This is a genomic window from Stenotrophomonas sp. Sm10 (assembly GCF_030985515.1).
Taxonomy (GTDB): Bacteria; Pseudomonadota; Gammaproteobacteria; order Xanthomonadales; family Xanthomonadaceae; genus Stenotrophomonas; species Stenotrophomonas hibiscicola.
The window spans coordinates 23831-37332 of record NZ_JAPTFO010000015.1; the positions used below are offsets into that span (position 1 = coordinate 23831).

Annotated in this window: 16 protein-coding genes, 1 tRNA gene and 1 pseudogene; 6 read left to right on the top strand and 12 right to left on the bottom strand. The window is 63.7% G+C overall.

What is annotated here, in order from left to right; all coding sequences use genetic code 11:
* Positions 1-41: 41 nt before the first annotated feature.
* Positions 42-881: an alpha/beta hydrolase gene (locus O0J15_RS06540; protein ID WP_058981528.1), complete on the bottom strand. Its 840-nt coding sequence runs from the start codon at positions 879-881 to the stop codon at positions 42-44.
* Positions 882-1054: 173 nt separating this feature from the next.
* On the opposite strand from O0J15_RS06540, the gene O0J15_RS06545 reads away from it, so the two are divergent.
* Complete coding sequence (locus O0J15_RS06545) at positions 1055-1393, top strand: hypothetical protein (protein WP_111102131.1); 339 nt, start codon at positions 1055-1057, stop codon at positions 1391-1393.
* 395 nt (positions 1394-1788) lie between these two features.
* Positions 1789-1956 carry a hypothetical protein gene (locus tag O0J15_RS06550; protein WP_308305340.1) on the top strand — a complete coding sequence of 56 codons (168 nt, stop codon included), beginning with the start codon at positions 1789-1791 and terminating at the stop codon, positions 1954-1956.
* A 117-nt stretch (positions 1957-2073) separates the two neighbouring features.
* Here the strand turns inward: O0J15_RS06550 and O0J15_RS06555 are convergent, their stop codons facing one another.
* The gene (locus tag O0J15_RS06555) at positions 2074-2574 is read right to left on the bottom strand and encodes a hypothetical protein (RefSeq protein ID WP_258391583.1); all 501 of its coding nucleotides are present in this window, start codon (positions 2572-2574) and stop codon (positions 2074-2076) included.
* 130 nt (positions 2575-2704) lie between these two features.
* On the opposite strand from O0J15_RS06555, the gene O0J15_RS06560 reads away from it, so the two are divergent.
* From O0J15_RS06560 to O0J15_RS06570, 3 genes are all read left to right on the top strand, one after another.
* On the top strand, positions 2705-3190 hold the full coding sequence (locus tag O0J15_RS06560) for a hypothetical protein (protein ID WP_111175744.1): 486 nt from the start codon (positions 2705-2707) through the stop codon (positions 3188-3190).
* Complete coding sequence (locus O0J15_RS06565) at positions 3187-3783, top strand: hypothetical protein (protein WP_308305341.1); 597 nt, start codon at positions 3187-3189, stop codon at positions 3781-3783. Before O0J15_RS06560 ends, O0J15_RS06565 begins: the two co-directional genes overlap by 4 nt.
* 163 nt (positions 3784-3946) lie before the next feature.
* Positions 3947-4627, top strand: a complete 681-nt coding sequence (locus O0J15_RS06570) for a hypothetical protein (protein WP_180877695.1) — start codon at positions 3947-3949, stop codon at positions 4625-4627.
* Here the strand turns inward: O0J15_RS06570 and O0J15_RS06575 are convergent.
* Positions 4603-4931, bottom strand: a pseudogene (locus O0J15_RS06575) (transposase); the annotation flags it as partial. The gene O0J15_RS06570 and the pseudogene O0J15_RS06575 overlap by 25 nt on opposite strands.
* Before the next feature lie 271 nt (positions 4932-5202).
* A tRNA-Lys gene (locus tag O0J15_RS06580) sits at positions 5203-5278 on the bottom strand.
* Positions 5279-5456: 178 nt separating this feature from the next.
* On the opposite strand from O0J15_RS06580, the gene O0J15_RS06585 reads away from it, so the two are divergent.
* Positions 5457-6455 (top strand): DUF2268 domain-containing putative Zn-dependent protease, encoded by a 999-nt coding sequence (locus O0J15_RS06585; protein WP_308305342.1) that lies wholly within the window; start codon positions 5457-5459, stop codon positions 6453-6455.
* Between the two features lie 63 nt (positions 6456-6518).
* Here O0J15_RS06585 and queC read toward each other — a convergent pair whose 3' ends face one another.
* From queC to tolQ, 8 genes are all read right to left on the bottom strand, one after another.
* Positions 6519-7184, bottom strand: coding sequence for a 7-cyano-7-deazaguanine synthase QueC (gene queC / locus O0J15_RS06590; RefSeq protein ID WP_308305343.1), 666 nt, complete (start codon positions 7182-7184; stop codon positions 6519-6521).
* A gap of 78 nt (positions 7185-7262) precedes the next feature.
* A complete protein-coding gene (queE, locus tag O0J15_RS06595) occupies positions 7263-7964 on the bottom strand; it encodes a 7-carboxy-7-deazaguanine synthase QueE (protein WP_019660124.1) in 702 nt (233 codons plus the stop codon).
* Between the two features lie 241 nt (positions 7965-8205).
* Positions 8206-9024, bottom strand: coding sequence for a tol-pal system protein YbgF (gene ybgF / locus O0J15_RS06600; protein ID WP_019660125.1), 819 nt, complete (start codon positions 9022-9024; stop codon positions 8206-8208).
* 3 nt (positions 9025-9027) lie between these two features.
* Positions 9028-9546, bottom strand: coding sequence for a peptidoglycan-associated lipoprotein Pal (pal, locus tag O0J15_RS06605; protein WP_005418510.1), 519 nt, complete (start codon positions 9544-9546; stop codon positions 9028-9030).
* A gap of 64 nt (positions 9547-9610) precedes the next feature.
* Positions 9611-10930, bottom strand: a complete 1320-nt coding sequence (tolB, locus tag O0J15_RS06610) for a Tol-Pal system beta propeller repeat protein TolB (RefSeq protein WP_019660126.1) — start codon at positions 10928-10930, stop codon at positions 9611-9613.
* Between the two features lie 284 nt (positions 10931-11214).
* Positions 11215-12270: a cell envelope integrity protein TolA gene (tolA, locus tag O0J15_RS06615; protein ID WP_164145339.1), complete on the bottom strand. Its 1056-nt coding sequence runs from the start codon at positions 12268-12270 to the stop codon at positions 11215-11217.
* Positions 12260-12688, bottom strand: coding sequence for a protein TolR (gene tolR / locus O0J15_RS06620; RefSeq protein WP_006438804.1), 429 nt, complete (start codon positions 12686-12688; stop codon positions 12260-12262). The genes tolA and tolR overlap by 11 nt, the downstream gene beginning before the upstream one ends.
* 24 nt (positions 12689-12712) lie before the next feature.
* Positions 12713-13492 carry a protein TolQ gene (gene tolQ / locus O0J15_RS06625; RefSeq protein WP_005410752.1) on the bottom strand — a complete coding sequence of 260 codons (780 nt, stop codon included), beginning with the start codon at positions 13490-13492 and terminating at the stop codon, positions 12713-12715.
* Between the last annotated feature and the right edge of the window lie 10 nt (positions 13493-13502).

A 13502-nucleotide genomic window follows, 5' to 3' on the forward strand; every position in this document is an offset into this window, starting at 1 on the left:
TGCCGCATCCTTGCATGGTGCGCAATCCACTGCCAGTGCGGTCAGGGCGAGGCCGGCGGCGCCGGGAACAGTGTGCGCAGCGCCTGCAATGCGGCCGGATGATAGATCGTAGCGTGGGTTTCTTCCGGCAACGGCAGGTACTTCACCAGCGGCGACGGCGAAGCCTGCTGCAGCAACTCGGCCAGTCGTGCAGTGGATGCGGCCAGCTCCGGCTGCCCACTGCTGGCCAGGAATACGCGCGGCTGCGCACGCGTCACTGCCGGCAGCTGTTTGGCTGCGCCGGCCAGCATTGCGCCACGGTTCCACCACAGGCTGGGGTCCAGCGCGATGTAGCTGTTGAACAACGTTGGCTCCTGCAGCAGCGTCTCGACCACGAACAGGCCGGCCAGCGATTCACCGATCAGCGCGCGCTCGTCGGTGGTCGGGTAGCGCTGGCGCACCTGCGGCATCAGCTCTTCGCGCAGGAACGCGCGGTAGGCCGCCGAACCACCAATGCGCGGCGCGATCTTCCGGTCCTGCGGGTCGTTGCTGGGGCCGGTCATGTCGCGGCGGCGCTCGGTGTTCTCGATGCCAACCAGCAGGAACGGACGCATGCTGCCGTTGCCGCTCAGCACCTGCACCAGCCCGGCCACATGCAGGAAGTCCTCACCGATGCCGCCATCGGCCATGTACAGCACCGGCAGCGGCGCCTTCGGATCCAGGCCCCACGGCTGCGGGCGGTAAACATTGATGCGGCGGGTTTCGCCCAGCGCCTTCGACCCGATGGTGAAGGTCTCGCCGATGACCAAAGGCGAGGCGGCAGCGGGCGGCGCGGTTTCTGCAGCCATCAGCGGCGCGGCGGAGACAGCGGACAACAACAGCGACAGCACGATCAGACGCATGGGGCGGTCCATATTGGGAAAGCGCTGAGAATAGACCGCCGGAGGCACTGTCGTTCGCGGCACTTTGCCGATCGACCGGAACTGGAGCACCATGGAGTCGGTGATGGTCATGCAACGCGCACCATGGCTCACGGACTGGTCACCGCCACGCTCATATCCACAAGGAGGTTCCCATGTTGAGTGTATTGATCGCCACCGCCCTTGCCGCCGCCTCACCTCAGGCCAGCAGCACTCCGCCAGCATCCGCAGCATATGCGGACTGCCTGCTCGCCCACCTCCAACCGGGATTGTCCGACCACGCGATCCCGCTGCTGCAGCAGGCCTGCGTCGCGAAGCATCCGGAGAGCTACGTCGCATATTCAGAACTGGAACGCCGGATCAGCGCGCAGCGCCGGGCTGACTTTGACGCGGCTCAAGCGGAAGCCGTGCGTTCCGCGAATGCGGCAGCGACGGCCGCACAGCAAGCTGCCGACGCGGCGACCGCAAAAGCCAAGGGAATGCGGACGAAGTAGAGGCCCTGGACCAGGCAACAAAGAAGGCACCGCATTGCGATGCCTTTCTGAATGACCTGGGTCATGGGATGCAGTGGTTGGCCGTGAAGGATTCGAACTTTCGGCCGAAAGATTAAAAGTAACTGGGTAACTTCATTACTTTCAATGGATTACGCCGCCAGTCGTTCCACTTCAATCTTTAAGGCGGGCGCTTGTAAGCCTTGAGCTACAACGGGCGCAGGAATTTTGCGGAACGGATTTCCTCCCCCTCCAGTTGCCTCAACAAGGCCTAGCCCATCCCCCCGAATGACGAATCCTGGTCGGCCTTGGCCAGCCGGTTGCCCCGGACCCTCCCCTGCCATTCCAGAATCTTGGCGACGTCCCGACGCCCCCCCCCGCCGTGACCGATGACCCAAATGCCGGAAGTGGCCGAGGTGGGCCACGATCGCACCGTCATCAACCTCAAGAGCGAATGGTTGGACACCTGGCTCAACCCCGACCCTGAACATATGGATGAGCTGCAAATGGCGATGGACGATCCGCAGCGTCCCTACTACGAACACACGTTTGAACAGGCCGCGTAAGAAAGCAAAAAGCCCTGCAATGCAGGGCCTGTTGCAACCTAAAATCGGTGTTGACTGGCGCGGCTACTGCCCGCTGCATGGAAGTGCCCTTTCAAGGCGATGCGGAAGCAAATCCTCTCACTCGGGCAACCGTGCCTTATAGGGGGCGAGCTTGACGAAACCGTCCCGATCCAAGCCGACAATTTTTGATGTGAGCGCGTACTGATTGAGATAGATCTTCACCGGACGATCCTCGATCGTTGCCCAAGGGCGAGCAACGCCGTAGGCAACCGCGTCCTTTTCGCCATCGGTGCGAAACTCAAGCCGCTCGTGCCGATAGTGCAAACCCATGACCTCGGCGTCGTCACCGCCACCACAAGCCATGATCAACTCGCGCTCGGAACCGGCGCTGAGGGCTTTGAAGTCATCCAGGACGAATGGCGGCAGTTCATCAAACCACTTCACCCTTCGCTGCTCTCGGCTCAATAGCACGCGATCCGCAACCGCGTCCATCACCTGACGCAGCGCTGCAATTTCCCTGCCCTGCTGGGCCGACTGCTCACCCAGCTCACGGATCACTTTCTCTCTGGATGACGCAATGTTGAACAAAACTGCGAGCACAAGCAGCAGAACGAACACCCCCACGATACTAGCCATAGAACCCCCTTTCGTTAGTAGCCCAGTCTAGCGGGTCAATGGGTGGAAGCCACGCTCAGGCGGATATGATGACAATCCCAGCAGGGCGGGCGTGGTGGACACGGAGTGCGCGATGGATACGGATGAATTGACGGATAGGCAGCTGCTGGACCTCCACTGTCTGGTCATGGAAGCGCTTCGACAAAGAGGCGTCGTGCGCTCATCAAACAATCCCGTGGCGGACTACACGGAAACATTGGTGGCGCGTGCCCTCAACGCAAAATTGGCCGTGGGCTCCCAGGCCGGTTTTGATGCAGTTGGCCAGGACGGGACGCGGTATCAGATCAAAGGCAGGCGACTAACCGCAACCAACCGCAGCACACAGTTGAGCGCGTTGCGGAACTTGGCGTCTGATCCATTCGACCACCTCGCAGCCGTGGTCTACAACAGCTCTTTGAAAGTTGAATACGCCGCCCTTATTCCATTGGACGTAGTGAAAAGGGTTAGCCGCTACAACTCGCACACAAACGCTCACACGCTTCACGTTCGCCGCTCGCTATTGAACGAACCGGGAGTGGTCGATATCACCATGCAAATCGTCAAGGCAATGGACGCATGAAGGCTCAATTGGATTTCAACGACTATCCGGACATTACTGAGGGCGACATATTTTGGCGGCCACCGCCAAGCGCACTGCAACAAGTGCCTCAGCTCTACGAGAGGGCGACATCCGCCCTTTATATGCTCTTTCTTTCGGGCGGCTCAGATATCCCAATTCGCGACGGGGTGCCAGCCGCCCTCCACGTAGCAATGCACGTGCGGGCCGCGCTGACCGAATTCGTGGGCATAGAAGAAGCAATGAATAACGCAGGACACGCCTATAGGATTACGAGCAGCACAAGTCCACTTCTTCATTTCATGCGGATGCTTCGCAACTATCAAATCCACATTGGTAGCCAGCCAATGGCAAGAAAGACCGTGGATATAATCTTCGGCGGCAAGGATGCCGTCATCGAAGTCGCCACTATCGACAACCTGCACGCCGACGACTTCATGCAGCTGGACACTATGAGGAAGTACAACTCATACAGCCGGAATGAAGTGGAGCGAATGATTGACTTGTTTCGCGAGCAGCAGGAGCGGCTGGGTGTGTACGAAATTCTTAGGCAAGGGACCAATCGCCTAATCTATGAAGTGCTTCAGCACATCTAAAGACGCGTATACGAACACCCCCACAGTACAGACATCAGGGTGCACAATCATTCCACTGAAGCTTGTGAGTTACGTCTCAGTGCCCGAGGGGAGACAGTGCTAGGCTCGCGCATCGATGCATGTCAACGCCTCGATGATTTGTTACAGACTCTGGAGATGTCGTATGAAACGGAAGATTCTAGGATGCTCCGCAGCACTTCTTGTATCCACCTGTGCTTTGGCGCAGGTGCCTGACGCTGACACGCAGGAAGGCAAGGAGATGCAGATTCAGGTTCACAGCTATATGAGTGAACACCCCTCAGTCTCGATAGACGAAGCAATCACGCGCCTAGCGGTTCAAGGTGAGGTGATGTCGGATATTGAAGCGTTGCGTATCGAGTTCGCAGATCGTCTGACGGAACTGTCGATCAAAGACGCGCCAGATCAACACATCCTGGTGCAACTCAAGGGGCCAGATCCAGTCGCGGATCGAACGATCAACACCGAGAGCGCGACGACCCGCGTGGTGTTCGAGGTTGGTCACAAGTACACCCAGGACGAGTTTTACGTGCTCCTTGCTAAGCACAGACCTCTTTTTCACAGCGCCATACCAGGCATCACGGGGACGACTGGGTTTCCAGGCGAAGAACGGGTGCTGATTGACATAAACGGCGACAGCCGCCAAGCAGAAGAGTTGAAGGATACAATCAAGAAGCTTGAAAGAGTCACCGGTCTCAAGATTGACGTCCGCCCCAACATGCCGAAGTCAGTCAACGCGGAGTATGTTGTTGGCGGCGCCCCCTCCAATCCAACAATAGCTACTGCACCTCAGGATTTAACGTTGCGATCCTCGCGCCGGACATAGCGCAGCGCGCTGGCACTCATCCCAATGATCGCCAGGGCACGGCGCTCGCTTGCCCCGCGCTGCACCCACTGCCGCACCAGCGCACGCCGCACCGGCGGGTCCGCTACTTTTCTCGCAGCGCGTCCTTGATCAGATCGTTCTCGAACAGCTGCTCGGCCAGCAACTTCTTCAGCCGGACGTTCTCGGCTTCCAGGTCCTTCAACCGCTTGGCGTCGGGCACGCTCATGCCACCGAACTTGCTGCGCCACAGTTGGTACGAGGCCTCGCTGAAGCCATGTCGACGGCACAGGTCCTTCACCGCCATGCCGGCCTCTGCCTCGCGTGGGAAGCCGATGATCTGTTCTTCGGAAAAGCGTTCTTCATGTCCAATCTCCGGCTTGTCGGGGATTGAACTCCAAATCGCCGTGCTACTCAAAACCTGAGGGACGTCGGGGGCACAAGAGCGCCGCCATGCGCGATAGATACGATCATCGCTTGCCTGTCGTGAAACCTGCATCTCTCCCGAAGTGTTCGGTAGGGTTTTCAGGAGCAAAAGAAAAAGGCGCCCCACAGGACGCCTAAGTCATTGATGCAATTGGTGGGCCGTGAAGGATTCGAACCTTCGACCAAAAGATTAAAAGTCTTCTGCTCTACCGACTGAGCTAACGGCCCATTGCACTGCCCCAGCCTTTCGGCGGGGTGGGCATTCTACCCTACTTTGCCGGGCCGGGTGAAACCCCGCTGCGTCGAGGTTGCCGGCCAGCGGCCAGCACTACCCGATCTGGCGAGCCCGCTTAAACCTTCCGGGCCTCACGCGCATCCCAGCTGTGATTCCCGCCCGGAGCCACGGATGCGCCTGCCCTTCTGCCTCATTGCCGCCCTTCTGCTGCCCTGCAAGGCACTGGCCGCCCCGCCCCAGGTCGTCACCGACGACATCGGCCGCTTCTGGGCCACCTATGACGCGGTGCGCGCCGAGCCCGACGTTGAACGCCAGGTCGCACTCGTGCAGGAACGCTACATCGATCCAGGCAGCCCCGGCCTGCATGCGCTGATGCAGGTGCGCCGCTACACTGCCCGCGAATACGCCGAGGCCATGCGCGCGTGGCCGCGCTTCTGGACGTCGGTACGCCCATTGACCGCCAACGCGCAGCAGGCCAGCGCCACCCTGGAACGGGATCTTTCCAAATTCCGGGCGCTCTACCCGGCTTTGCGCCCGGCCACCATCACCTACGCAGTCGGCGTGCTGCGCACCGGCGGCACCACGCTGGGTGACAAGGTGCTGATCGGTGCGGAGATGGCGCTGGGCGATGAGCGCGTGGACGTGAGCGAGTTGCCGGCGAAAATGCGCGATCGCCTGCGGATCTTCTACGACAGCCGTCCGGGGGCGAACAATGCGCAGAACAACCTGCACGAGTACGTGCATACCCAGCAGCGCGAGACTACCGGCAGCCTGGCGCAGTACGCGGTGCGCGAAGGCGTGGCGGAGTATGTGGCCGAACGGCTGAGTGGGCGCCGGCCGGCGTTGCCACTGTACAGCTACGGGCCCGCGCACGAGGAGGAGATCCGCGCGCGTTTTGTCGCTGAAATGGACGGCGATGACCTGGACAACTGGCTGTGCAACAACGGCCGCAATCCATTCGGGGTGAGTGATGTGGGGTACTACGCCGGGTATCGCATCGCGCAGGAGTACATGCGCCAGCAGGCCGACGAGAAAGCCGGTATCGCGCGGATGATCGAGTTGGACTATGCCGATCCGAAGGCGGTGCGGGCGTTCATCGAGGCATCGGGGTGGTTGCCTGATGAGGCTGCCGGCCAGCGGCCGGCACTACCAGACTCCAGCCGCCGGTAGCGCCGGGACAGAGAGTGCGAACCAACGGTTCGCACCCACCATTGGGGCATCAGCCCCATCACCTCAAGCGTACAGCGTGGGGTCCGGCACGCCGGCTTCGGTGAAGCCCTGCGCGCGCAGGCGGCACGCATCGCAGTGGCCGCAGGCGGCGCCGTTGGCGTCGGCGTTGTAGCAGGACACGGTCAGGCCGAAGTCCACGCCCAAGCGCACGCCTTCGCTGACGATCTGGCCCTTGCTGAGGAACTGCAGCGGCGCGTGTACCTTGATGCCCGCACCTTCCACACCCGACTTGGTGGCGAGGTTGGCCAGCGCCTGGAACGCGGCCACGAACTCGGGGCGGCAGTCCGGATAGCCGGAATAATCCACCGCATTGACGCCGCAGAAGATGTCGTTGGCGCCGAGCACTTCGGCCCAGCCCAGCGCCAGCGACAGCATGATGGTGTTGCGCGCCGGTACGTAGGTGACCGGAATGCCGGCGCCGCCGGCCTCGGGCACGTCGATGTCATCGGTGAGCGCCGAGCCACCGATGCTGCGCAGGTCCACGTCCACGGTCTTGTGCGCGACCACGCCCTGGGCCTCGGCCACGCGGGCGGCGGCATCCAGTTCGGAGGTGTGGCGCTGGCCGTAGCGCACGCTCAGGGCATGCACGGCGAAGCCCTGTTCCTGGGCCATGGCGATGACGGCGGCTGAATCCATGCCGCCGGAGAGAAGCACGACTGCCTTCTTCATGGGTAAAACATCCGGTTGGGAGGGGAAAGCCAGCACGCTGTCCCGCGCCGGAGTTACATCAGGGAACGTTGCCTGGGCTCATCGGCCCGGCTCGTCGTTCCACAGGATTTTATGCAACTGCATCTGGAAGCGCACCGGCAGGCGGTCTTCGACGATCCAGTCGGCCAGCTGGCGCGCGGTGATCTCGCCCTTGCTGGGCGAGAAGAACACGGTGCAGCGCTTCACCAGCTCGTGCTCGGCGACCAGGGCCTTGGCCCAGTCGTAGTCCTCGCGGCTGCAGATGACGAACTTGATCTGGTCGCGTGCGGTCAGCAGCGGCAGGTTCTCCCAGCGGTTGCGCGCCACTTCGGCCGACCCCGGGGTCTTGATGTCGACCACGCGCGATACACGCGGGTCCACCGCGCTGACGTCCAGCGCGCCGGAGGTTTCCAGCGAGACGTCCATGCCGGCGTCGCACAGCTTCTGCAGCAGCACCAGGCAGCGTTTCTGCGCCAGCGGCTCGCCGCCGGTCACGCAGACGTGGCGCACGCCCTGGGCCAGCACCTCGGCCACGATGTCGTCGATGTCCCACCAGGTGCCGCCATGGAAGGCATAGGCCGTATCGCAGTACTGGCAGCGCAGCGGGCAGCCGGTCAGGCGCACGAACACGGTCGGCCAGCCGGCGGTATCGGCTTCGCCCTGCAGCGAGGTGAAGATCTCGGTGATCTTCAGGCGTGGCAGGGGCGACTGCACAATCTCACTGGGCGTGGCGGCGGCGCTGGACGGGGTAACGGCGGTCATGGCGGGCACTTCTTGGTGGGACACGTGGCGGGTGGGCTACCGTGGCCGGTAACGAAAGCAGCCGAGCGTGGGCTCGGCTCTACAACAACAACCGGGCGGGCATGGCCCAGCCGGTAACGAAAGCAGCCGAGCGTGGCTCGGCTCTACAACAGCAACCGGGCGGGTTTGCCAGTCCGGAAACGAAAGCAGCCGAGCATGGGCTCGGCTCTACAGGGCACACATTGTACGCCCGGTCAGCGGATCAGCGGATCTGCTTGCCCAGGCGGATGGACTGCAGACGGTCCTGCGCGGTGCGCGCGGCGTCCGAGCCAGGGTACTGCGCCACGACGGTCTCCAGCGTCTGCTGGGCCTGGTCTACCTTGCCCTCGCCGTACTGCGAGAGGCCGATCTTGAGCAGGCCGCCCGCGGCCTTGTCGTGGGTCGGATAGCGCGAGAGCAGTTCACGGAACTGGGTCTCGGCCATCGGGAAATTGCGGGTGGCGTAGTAGCTCTCGCCCAGCCAGTACAGCGCGTTCGGCGCGTAGACGCCATTCGGGTACAACTCCAGGAAGCTCAGGAACAGCTGCGCCGAATCGTCGTACCTGCCGGCCTTCAAGGCATCGAAGGCAACGTTGTAGGAGGTGCGCTCGTCACCGGTGGCGGCGAGGCTGCCGGCATCACCATGAACGGAAGGCGGCCGCTCGGAAGTGGCCGCCGCTGCGGGTTTTGCCGGGGCCGGTGCGGCCTTGGGCGCGCTCGCCGGAACGGGCGGCAGGGCCGGGGCGGCGTTGCCCCCTTCCAACCGGTTCAGGCGGCTGTCCAGATCCAGGTACTGGTCCTGGGCGGACTGCTTGAGCTGGGCGTTGTCGTGCTGCAACTGCTCGATCGAGGCCTGCAGGCTGGTGACCTGCTGCCGCAGCTGATTGATCTGGTTCAACAGGTCCTGGTTGGCGCTGTTGTTGTACATCTGCTGCTCGAGCGCGCCGACACGGTCAGCCAGGCTCTGTCGCTGTGCGTGCGCCGGTGCGGCAGCCACGAGGGCTGCCGCAACGACCAGCATCAGTTTGATGCCAATGCGCATGGATTACTGCGCGGTGTAGACGATTTCGACGCGACGGTTCTGCGACCAGCAGGACTCGTTCGACTCGGTGCAGACCGGACGCTCTTCACCGTAGGACACGACGGTCAGCTGCGAAGCCGAACCACCGTTGGCCTGCAGGGCCGAGCTGACGCCGTTGCCACGACGCTCACCCAGGGCCTGGTTGTACGCGCGCGAACCGCGCTCGTCGGTGTGGCCCTGCAGGGTGATGCGCGAGGACGGACGGTCACGCAGGTACTTGGCGTGGCAAGCCATGATGGCCTGGAATTCCGGCTTCACGTCTTCCTTGTCCAGGTCGAAGTAGACCACGCGCTGGCGCAGGCAAGCGTCGGTGTCCAGGTCGCCCGGGCCGTACAGGCCGGAGGTCGACGGACCGGTCGGGGTGGTGGTCGAGGTGCCGGTGTCGACCGGGGCTGCCGGCTCTTCCTTCACCTTCTTCGAGCAACCGGCCAGGACGGCCACAGACAGCAGGGAAACAAGCAGAACGCGGGTGGACTTGTTCATGGCGATACCTTTGTGGCTCCTAAGCCGATGAGGGGTTCAAGACAACGAAAATATTAACACTCTTTTAGCGCTGGGTACGGTATGGGGACCATGCCGGTTCGCGCACATCACCGTCAGCCAGGACCAGGCGCTGGCGAACCCGCGCATCGGCCGAAACGGCATACAACACACCACGGCCACCTTCGCGGGCGGCGTACAGCACCATGCTTGCGTTGGGCGCAAAGCTCGGCGATTCATCCAGCGAACCCGGGGACAGCGTGCTCCAGCGGGGCGACCCCAGCGAGCTGTCCATCATCGCGATCTTGTAGCTGTTGCCAGAACCCTGGGCGACGACGATCTTCTTGCCGTCGTAGGACACCGACGGCTTGGCATTGTAGTTGCCCTGGAAGGTCACGCGCTCGGCGCTGCCGCCGCCGGCACCGACCTTGTAGACCTGCGGACGGCCGCCGCGATCGGAGGTGAAGTACACCGCGCTGCCGTCCGGTGCCCAGGTCGGCTCGGTATCGATGGCGAAGTGGTTGGTCAGCTGGGTCAGCTGCTTGCTCCCCAGGTCCATCACGTAGATTTCCGGGTTACCTGAGCGCGACAGGGTCAGGGCCAGCTTGCGGCCGTCCGGCGAGAACGCCGGGGCGCTGTTGATGCCGCGGAAGCTGGTGACCAGCTCGCGCGCACCGGTACCGATGTTCTGGATGTAGATGGCCGAATTGCCACGCTCGAAGCTGACGTAGGCCAGCTTGCTGCCATCCGGACTCCACGACGGCGACAGCAGCGGCTCGGCCGAACGCACGATGGTCTGCGGGTTGAAGCCGTCGGAGTCGGCCACCATCAGCGCATAGCGCATGGCGTCGCCCTTGCCGCTGGCAGTCACGTAGGCGATGCGGGTCCAGAAGGCGCCGCGGATGCCGGTGATCTTCTCGTAGATGGCGTCGGCCATCTGGTGGGCGACGTCGCGCATGGCGTTGCCGCGGGCAGTCATCGCCAGGCCCAGCAGGCGCTCGCCCTTGGGCACGTCGAACAGTTCGTATTCGACGCGGTAGGCACCGGCACCGGCGTCGAGTACGCGACCGACCACGATGTAGTTCTGCTTCAGCGCGCGCCAGGTGGCGAACTGGATGTCGCCGCCACGCACCGGCTTTTCGACGATCTGCGCTTCCGGCAGCGTGCGGAACTGGCCCGAACGCTCCAGGTCGGCACGGACCACGCCGGCGACGTCGGTCTGCGGAGCGGCCGACGAACCCTGGTAGGGCATCGGCACGATGGTGATCGGCAGCGCGGAGGCATTGCCGCCGATGATGTCGATATCCAGCCCCTTCTGCTGCGCGACGGCAGCAAAGGGCAGCAACAGGGCCGCAAACACGGCAAGCCAGCGAGGCATCTTTTTCATGGAGCGCTCAATAGGGGAAACCGGAACGAGGGATAGCAAAGCAGGAGTGAACCGCTTCGCAATCATGAACCAAGGGTACGTGAATTCCGGGTCAGTTCCAGCCCGTCCTCTCACGCACCGTTAACGTCGTGGCTAACATCGCACCTGCCTGCCCCGGTCACTCCGCCCAGCGGGGCGGTGTTCGACAGAAGCCTAAAGCCTGCCCGGCCGAAACCGAGCACACCAGAGGCAAGCGCGACATCCATGGGCAGGAGTGGCCCGAGCCCCCCCCTGCCCTGCCCGCCTCAGCGATCCTGGGCGGTAAAAGTGAAGTTGAGCGTGCGCGCGAACACCGACTCGAAGCCGCGGTACGGCAACGGCTGCGCATTGAGCACGGCGGCCTCGATCGAACGCTTGCCGGCCTCGTCGTACGGGCAGTTCGGGCTGACCTTGGCCTGCATCACTGTGCCACCCGGAATCTGGGTGATGGTGATCTGGCAGCGCTGGCCCAACGGCACCGTATCCGGACGCACCCACTGCGACAGCACCTTGGCCTGGATCGCGGCAGCGTACTTGGCCGATAGATCGTCGCTGTTACCGCCACCACCGGCGGCTGGCTGGGATGCACCGCTGGAACCGGCGGCGGCACTGCCGGCAGCATTGCGCGCGGCGGCGACCTCGCGCAGCTTCCGCTCGGCCAGCTTGGCTTCCTTCTCGGCCTGCTCGCGGCGGGCACGGATCTCGGCGATCTTCTTCTGCTTCTCGGCCTCGGCCTTGTCAGCCGCGACGCGCTCCTGCTCGGCCTGCTTCTTCTTCTCGTCCGCTTCCTGCTGCTTGGCCAGGCGCAGCTTCTGCTCCGCTTCTTCCTGGCGCTTGCGTTCGGTCAGGTCGATCTGCTCCTGGCGGCGCTTGGCTTCCTGTTCCTGCTTGGCCTTCTCCTGCGAGATGGCCAGTGCGCTCACCGCTTCCTGGTCCTTGGTGTCCGGCTGCGCGACGCGCTCCTGCGCCTGTTGCTGCTGGGGCGTGGGCGCGTCCTGCGGGCGCGGCTCGGGAATCGGCTGCGGCGGCGGAATGGTGTCTTCCGGCACCGGGATCGGCTCGGCCACCGGCGGCGGCAGGTCTTCCAGCTTTTCCGACTGGCGCAGGGCCTGGCGCGCGGCGGACGCCTCAGACGCGGACAGCGCCAGGCTGGCCTCCACCGAAGGGTCACCGGCAGCGGCATCGGTATTGCGCTCGGGTGACCAGAACCAGGCCACGATGAAGACCAGCGCGACCAGCAGGTGCACCAGCAGTGCCAGTGCCAGGGGCAGGCCCCAGCCGGGTTCGCGCTGCTGCGAAGGTGGCAGGGCGTCAGCGTGCATCGGTGGCCAGGCCTACCTTGTCTACCTTGGCGCGCTTGATCACATCCATCGCGGCGATGACCTTCTCATAGGCCACGGCACGGTCGGCGGCGACGATCACGCGCACGCCCTTGTCCTGGGCGGCAATGCCAGCCAAGCGGCCTTCCAGTTCCTCGGCCGACACGGCGGCCGGTTCCTTGGCGTCGGGCAGCTTCAGGCTGAGCTGGCCGTCCTGGCGCACCGAGACGATCACCGGGTCCTGCTTGCTTTCCAGCGCCTTGGCGTTGGATTGCGGCAGGTCGACGTCGAAGCTCAGGGTGAGCAGCGGCGCGGTGACCATGAAGATGATCAGCAGCACCAGCATGACGTCGATGTAGGGGACGACGTTGATTTCCGATTTCAGCTTGCGGCGCTTTCGGCGGCCGATGGCAGCGGACATGGCTTGGACTCCCGGGTCAGGCGCTTACTCGTCGCCAGCGCTCTGGCGCTGCAGGATGGAGCTGAACTCTTCGGCGAAGGTCTCGAACCGCACCGACATGCGCTCCACGCGGGTGGTGAAGCGGTTGTAGGCCCACACCGCCGGGATCGCCACGAACAGGCCGATGGCGGTGGCGAACAGCGCTTCGGAGATGCCCGGCGCGACGGCGGCGATACCGGCCTGCGCACCGCTGCTGATCATGTCGTGCATGGTCACCATGATGCCGAACACGGTACCGACCAGGCCCACGTACGGGGCAGTCGAACCGATGTTGGCCAGCAGTTCCAGGTTGCGCTCAAGCTGGTCCACTTCGCGGGTGTAGGTGGTACGCATGGCACGCTGCGCGCCTTCCAGCTGCGCACGGCCGTCCAGGCGGCGCTTGTCGCGCAGGCGGGTGTATTCGCGGAAACCGGCTTCGAAGATGGCTTCCAGGCCGGTCACGCTGCGGCTGCGGTCGGTGGCGGCGCTGTACAGCTTGCCCAGGTCGGCGCCGGACCAGAAGCGGTTCTCGAACTCGTCGGCTTCGCGGGTGGCCTGCTTGAACACGCGTGCCTTGCGGAAAATGATCACCCAGCTGACGAACGAGCCGACCAGCAGCAGCAGCACGATGATCTTCACCGGCAGGCTGGCCTTGGCCATCAGTTCGAGGTAGTTGATGCCGCCGCCGGTGGTGGCCTGGGCAAGGGTCTGTGTCGCGGCGTTGCTGACGTCGGCCGGCAGTGCCTCGGTGACCGTGGCCTGCAGGGCCAGGAGCGTTGCGATCATCCGTTGTTCC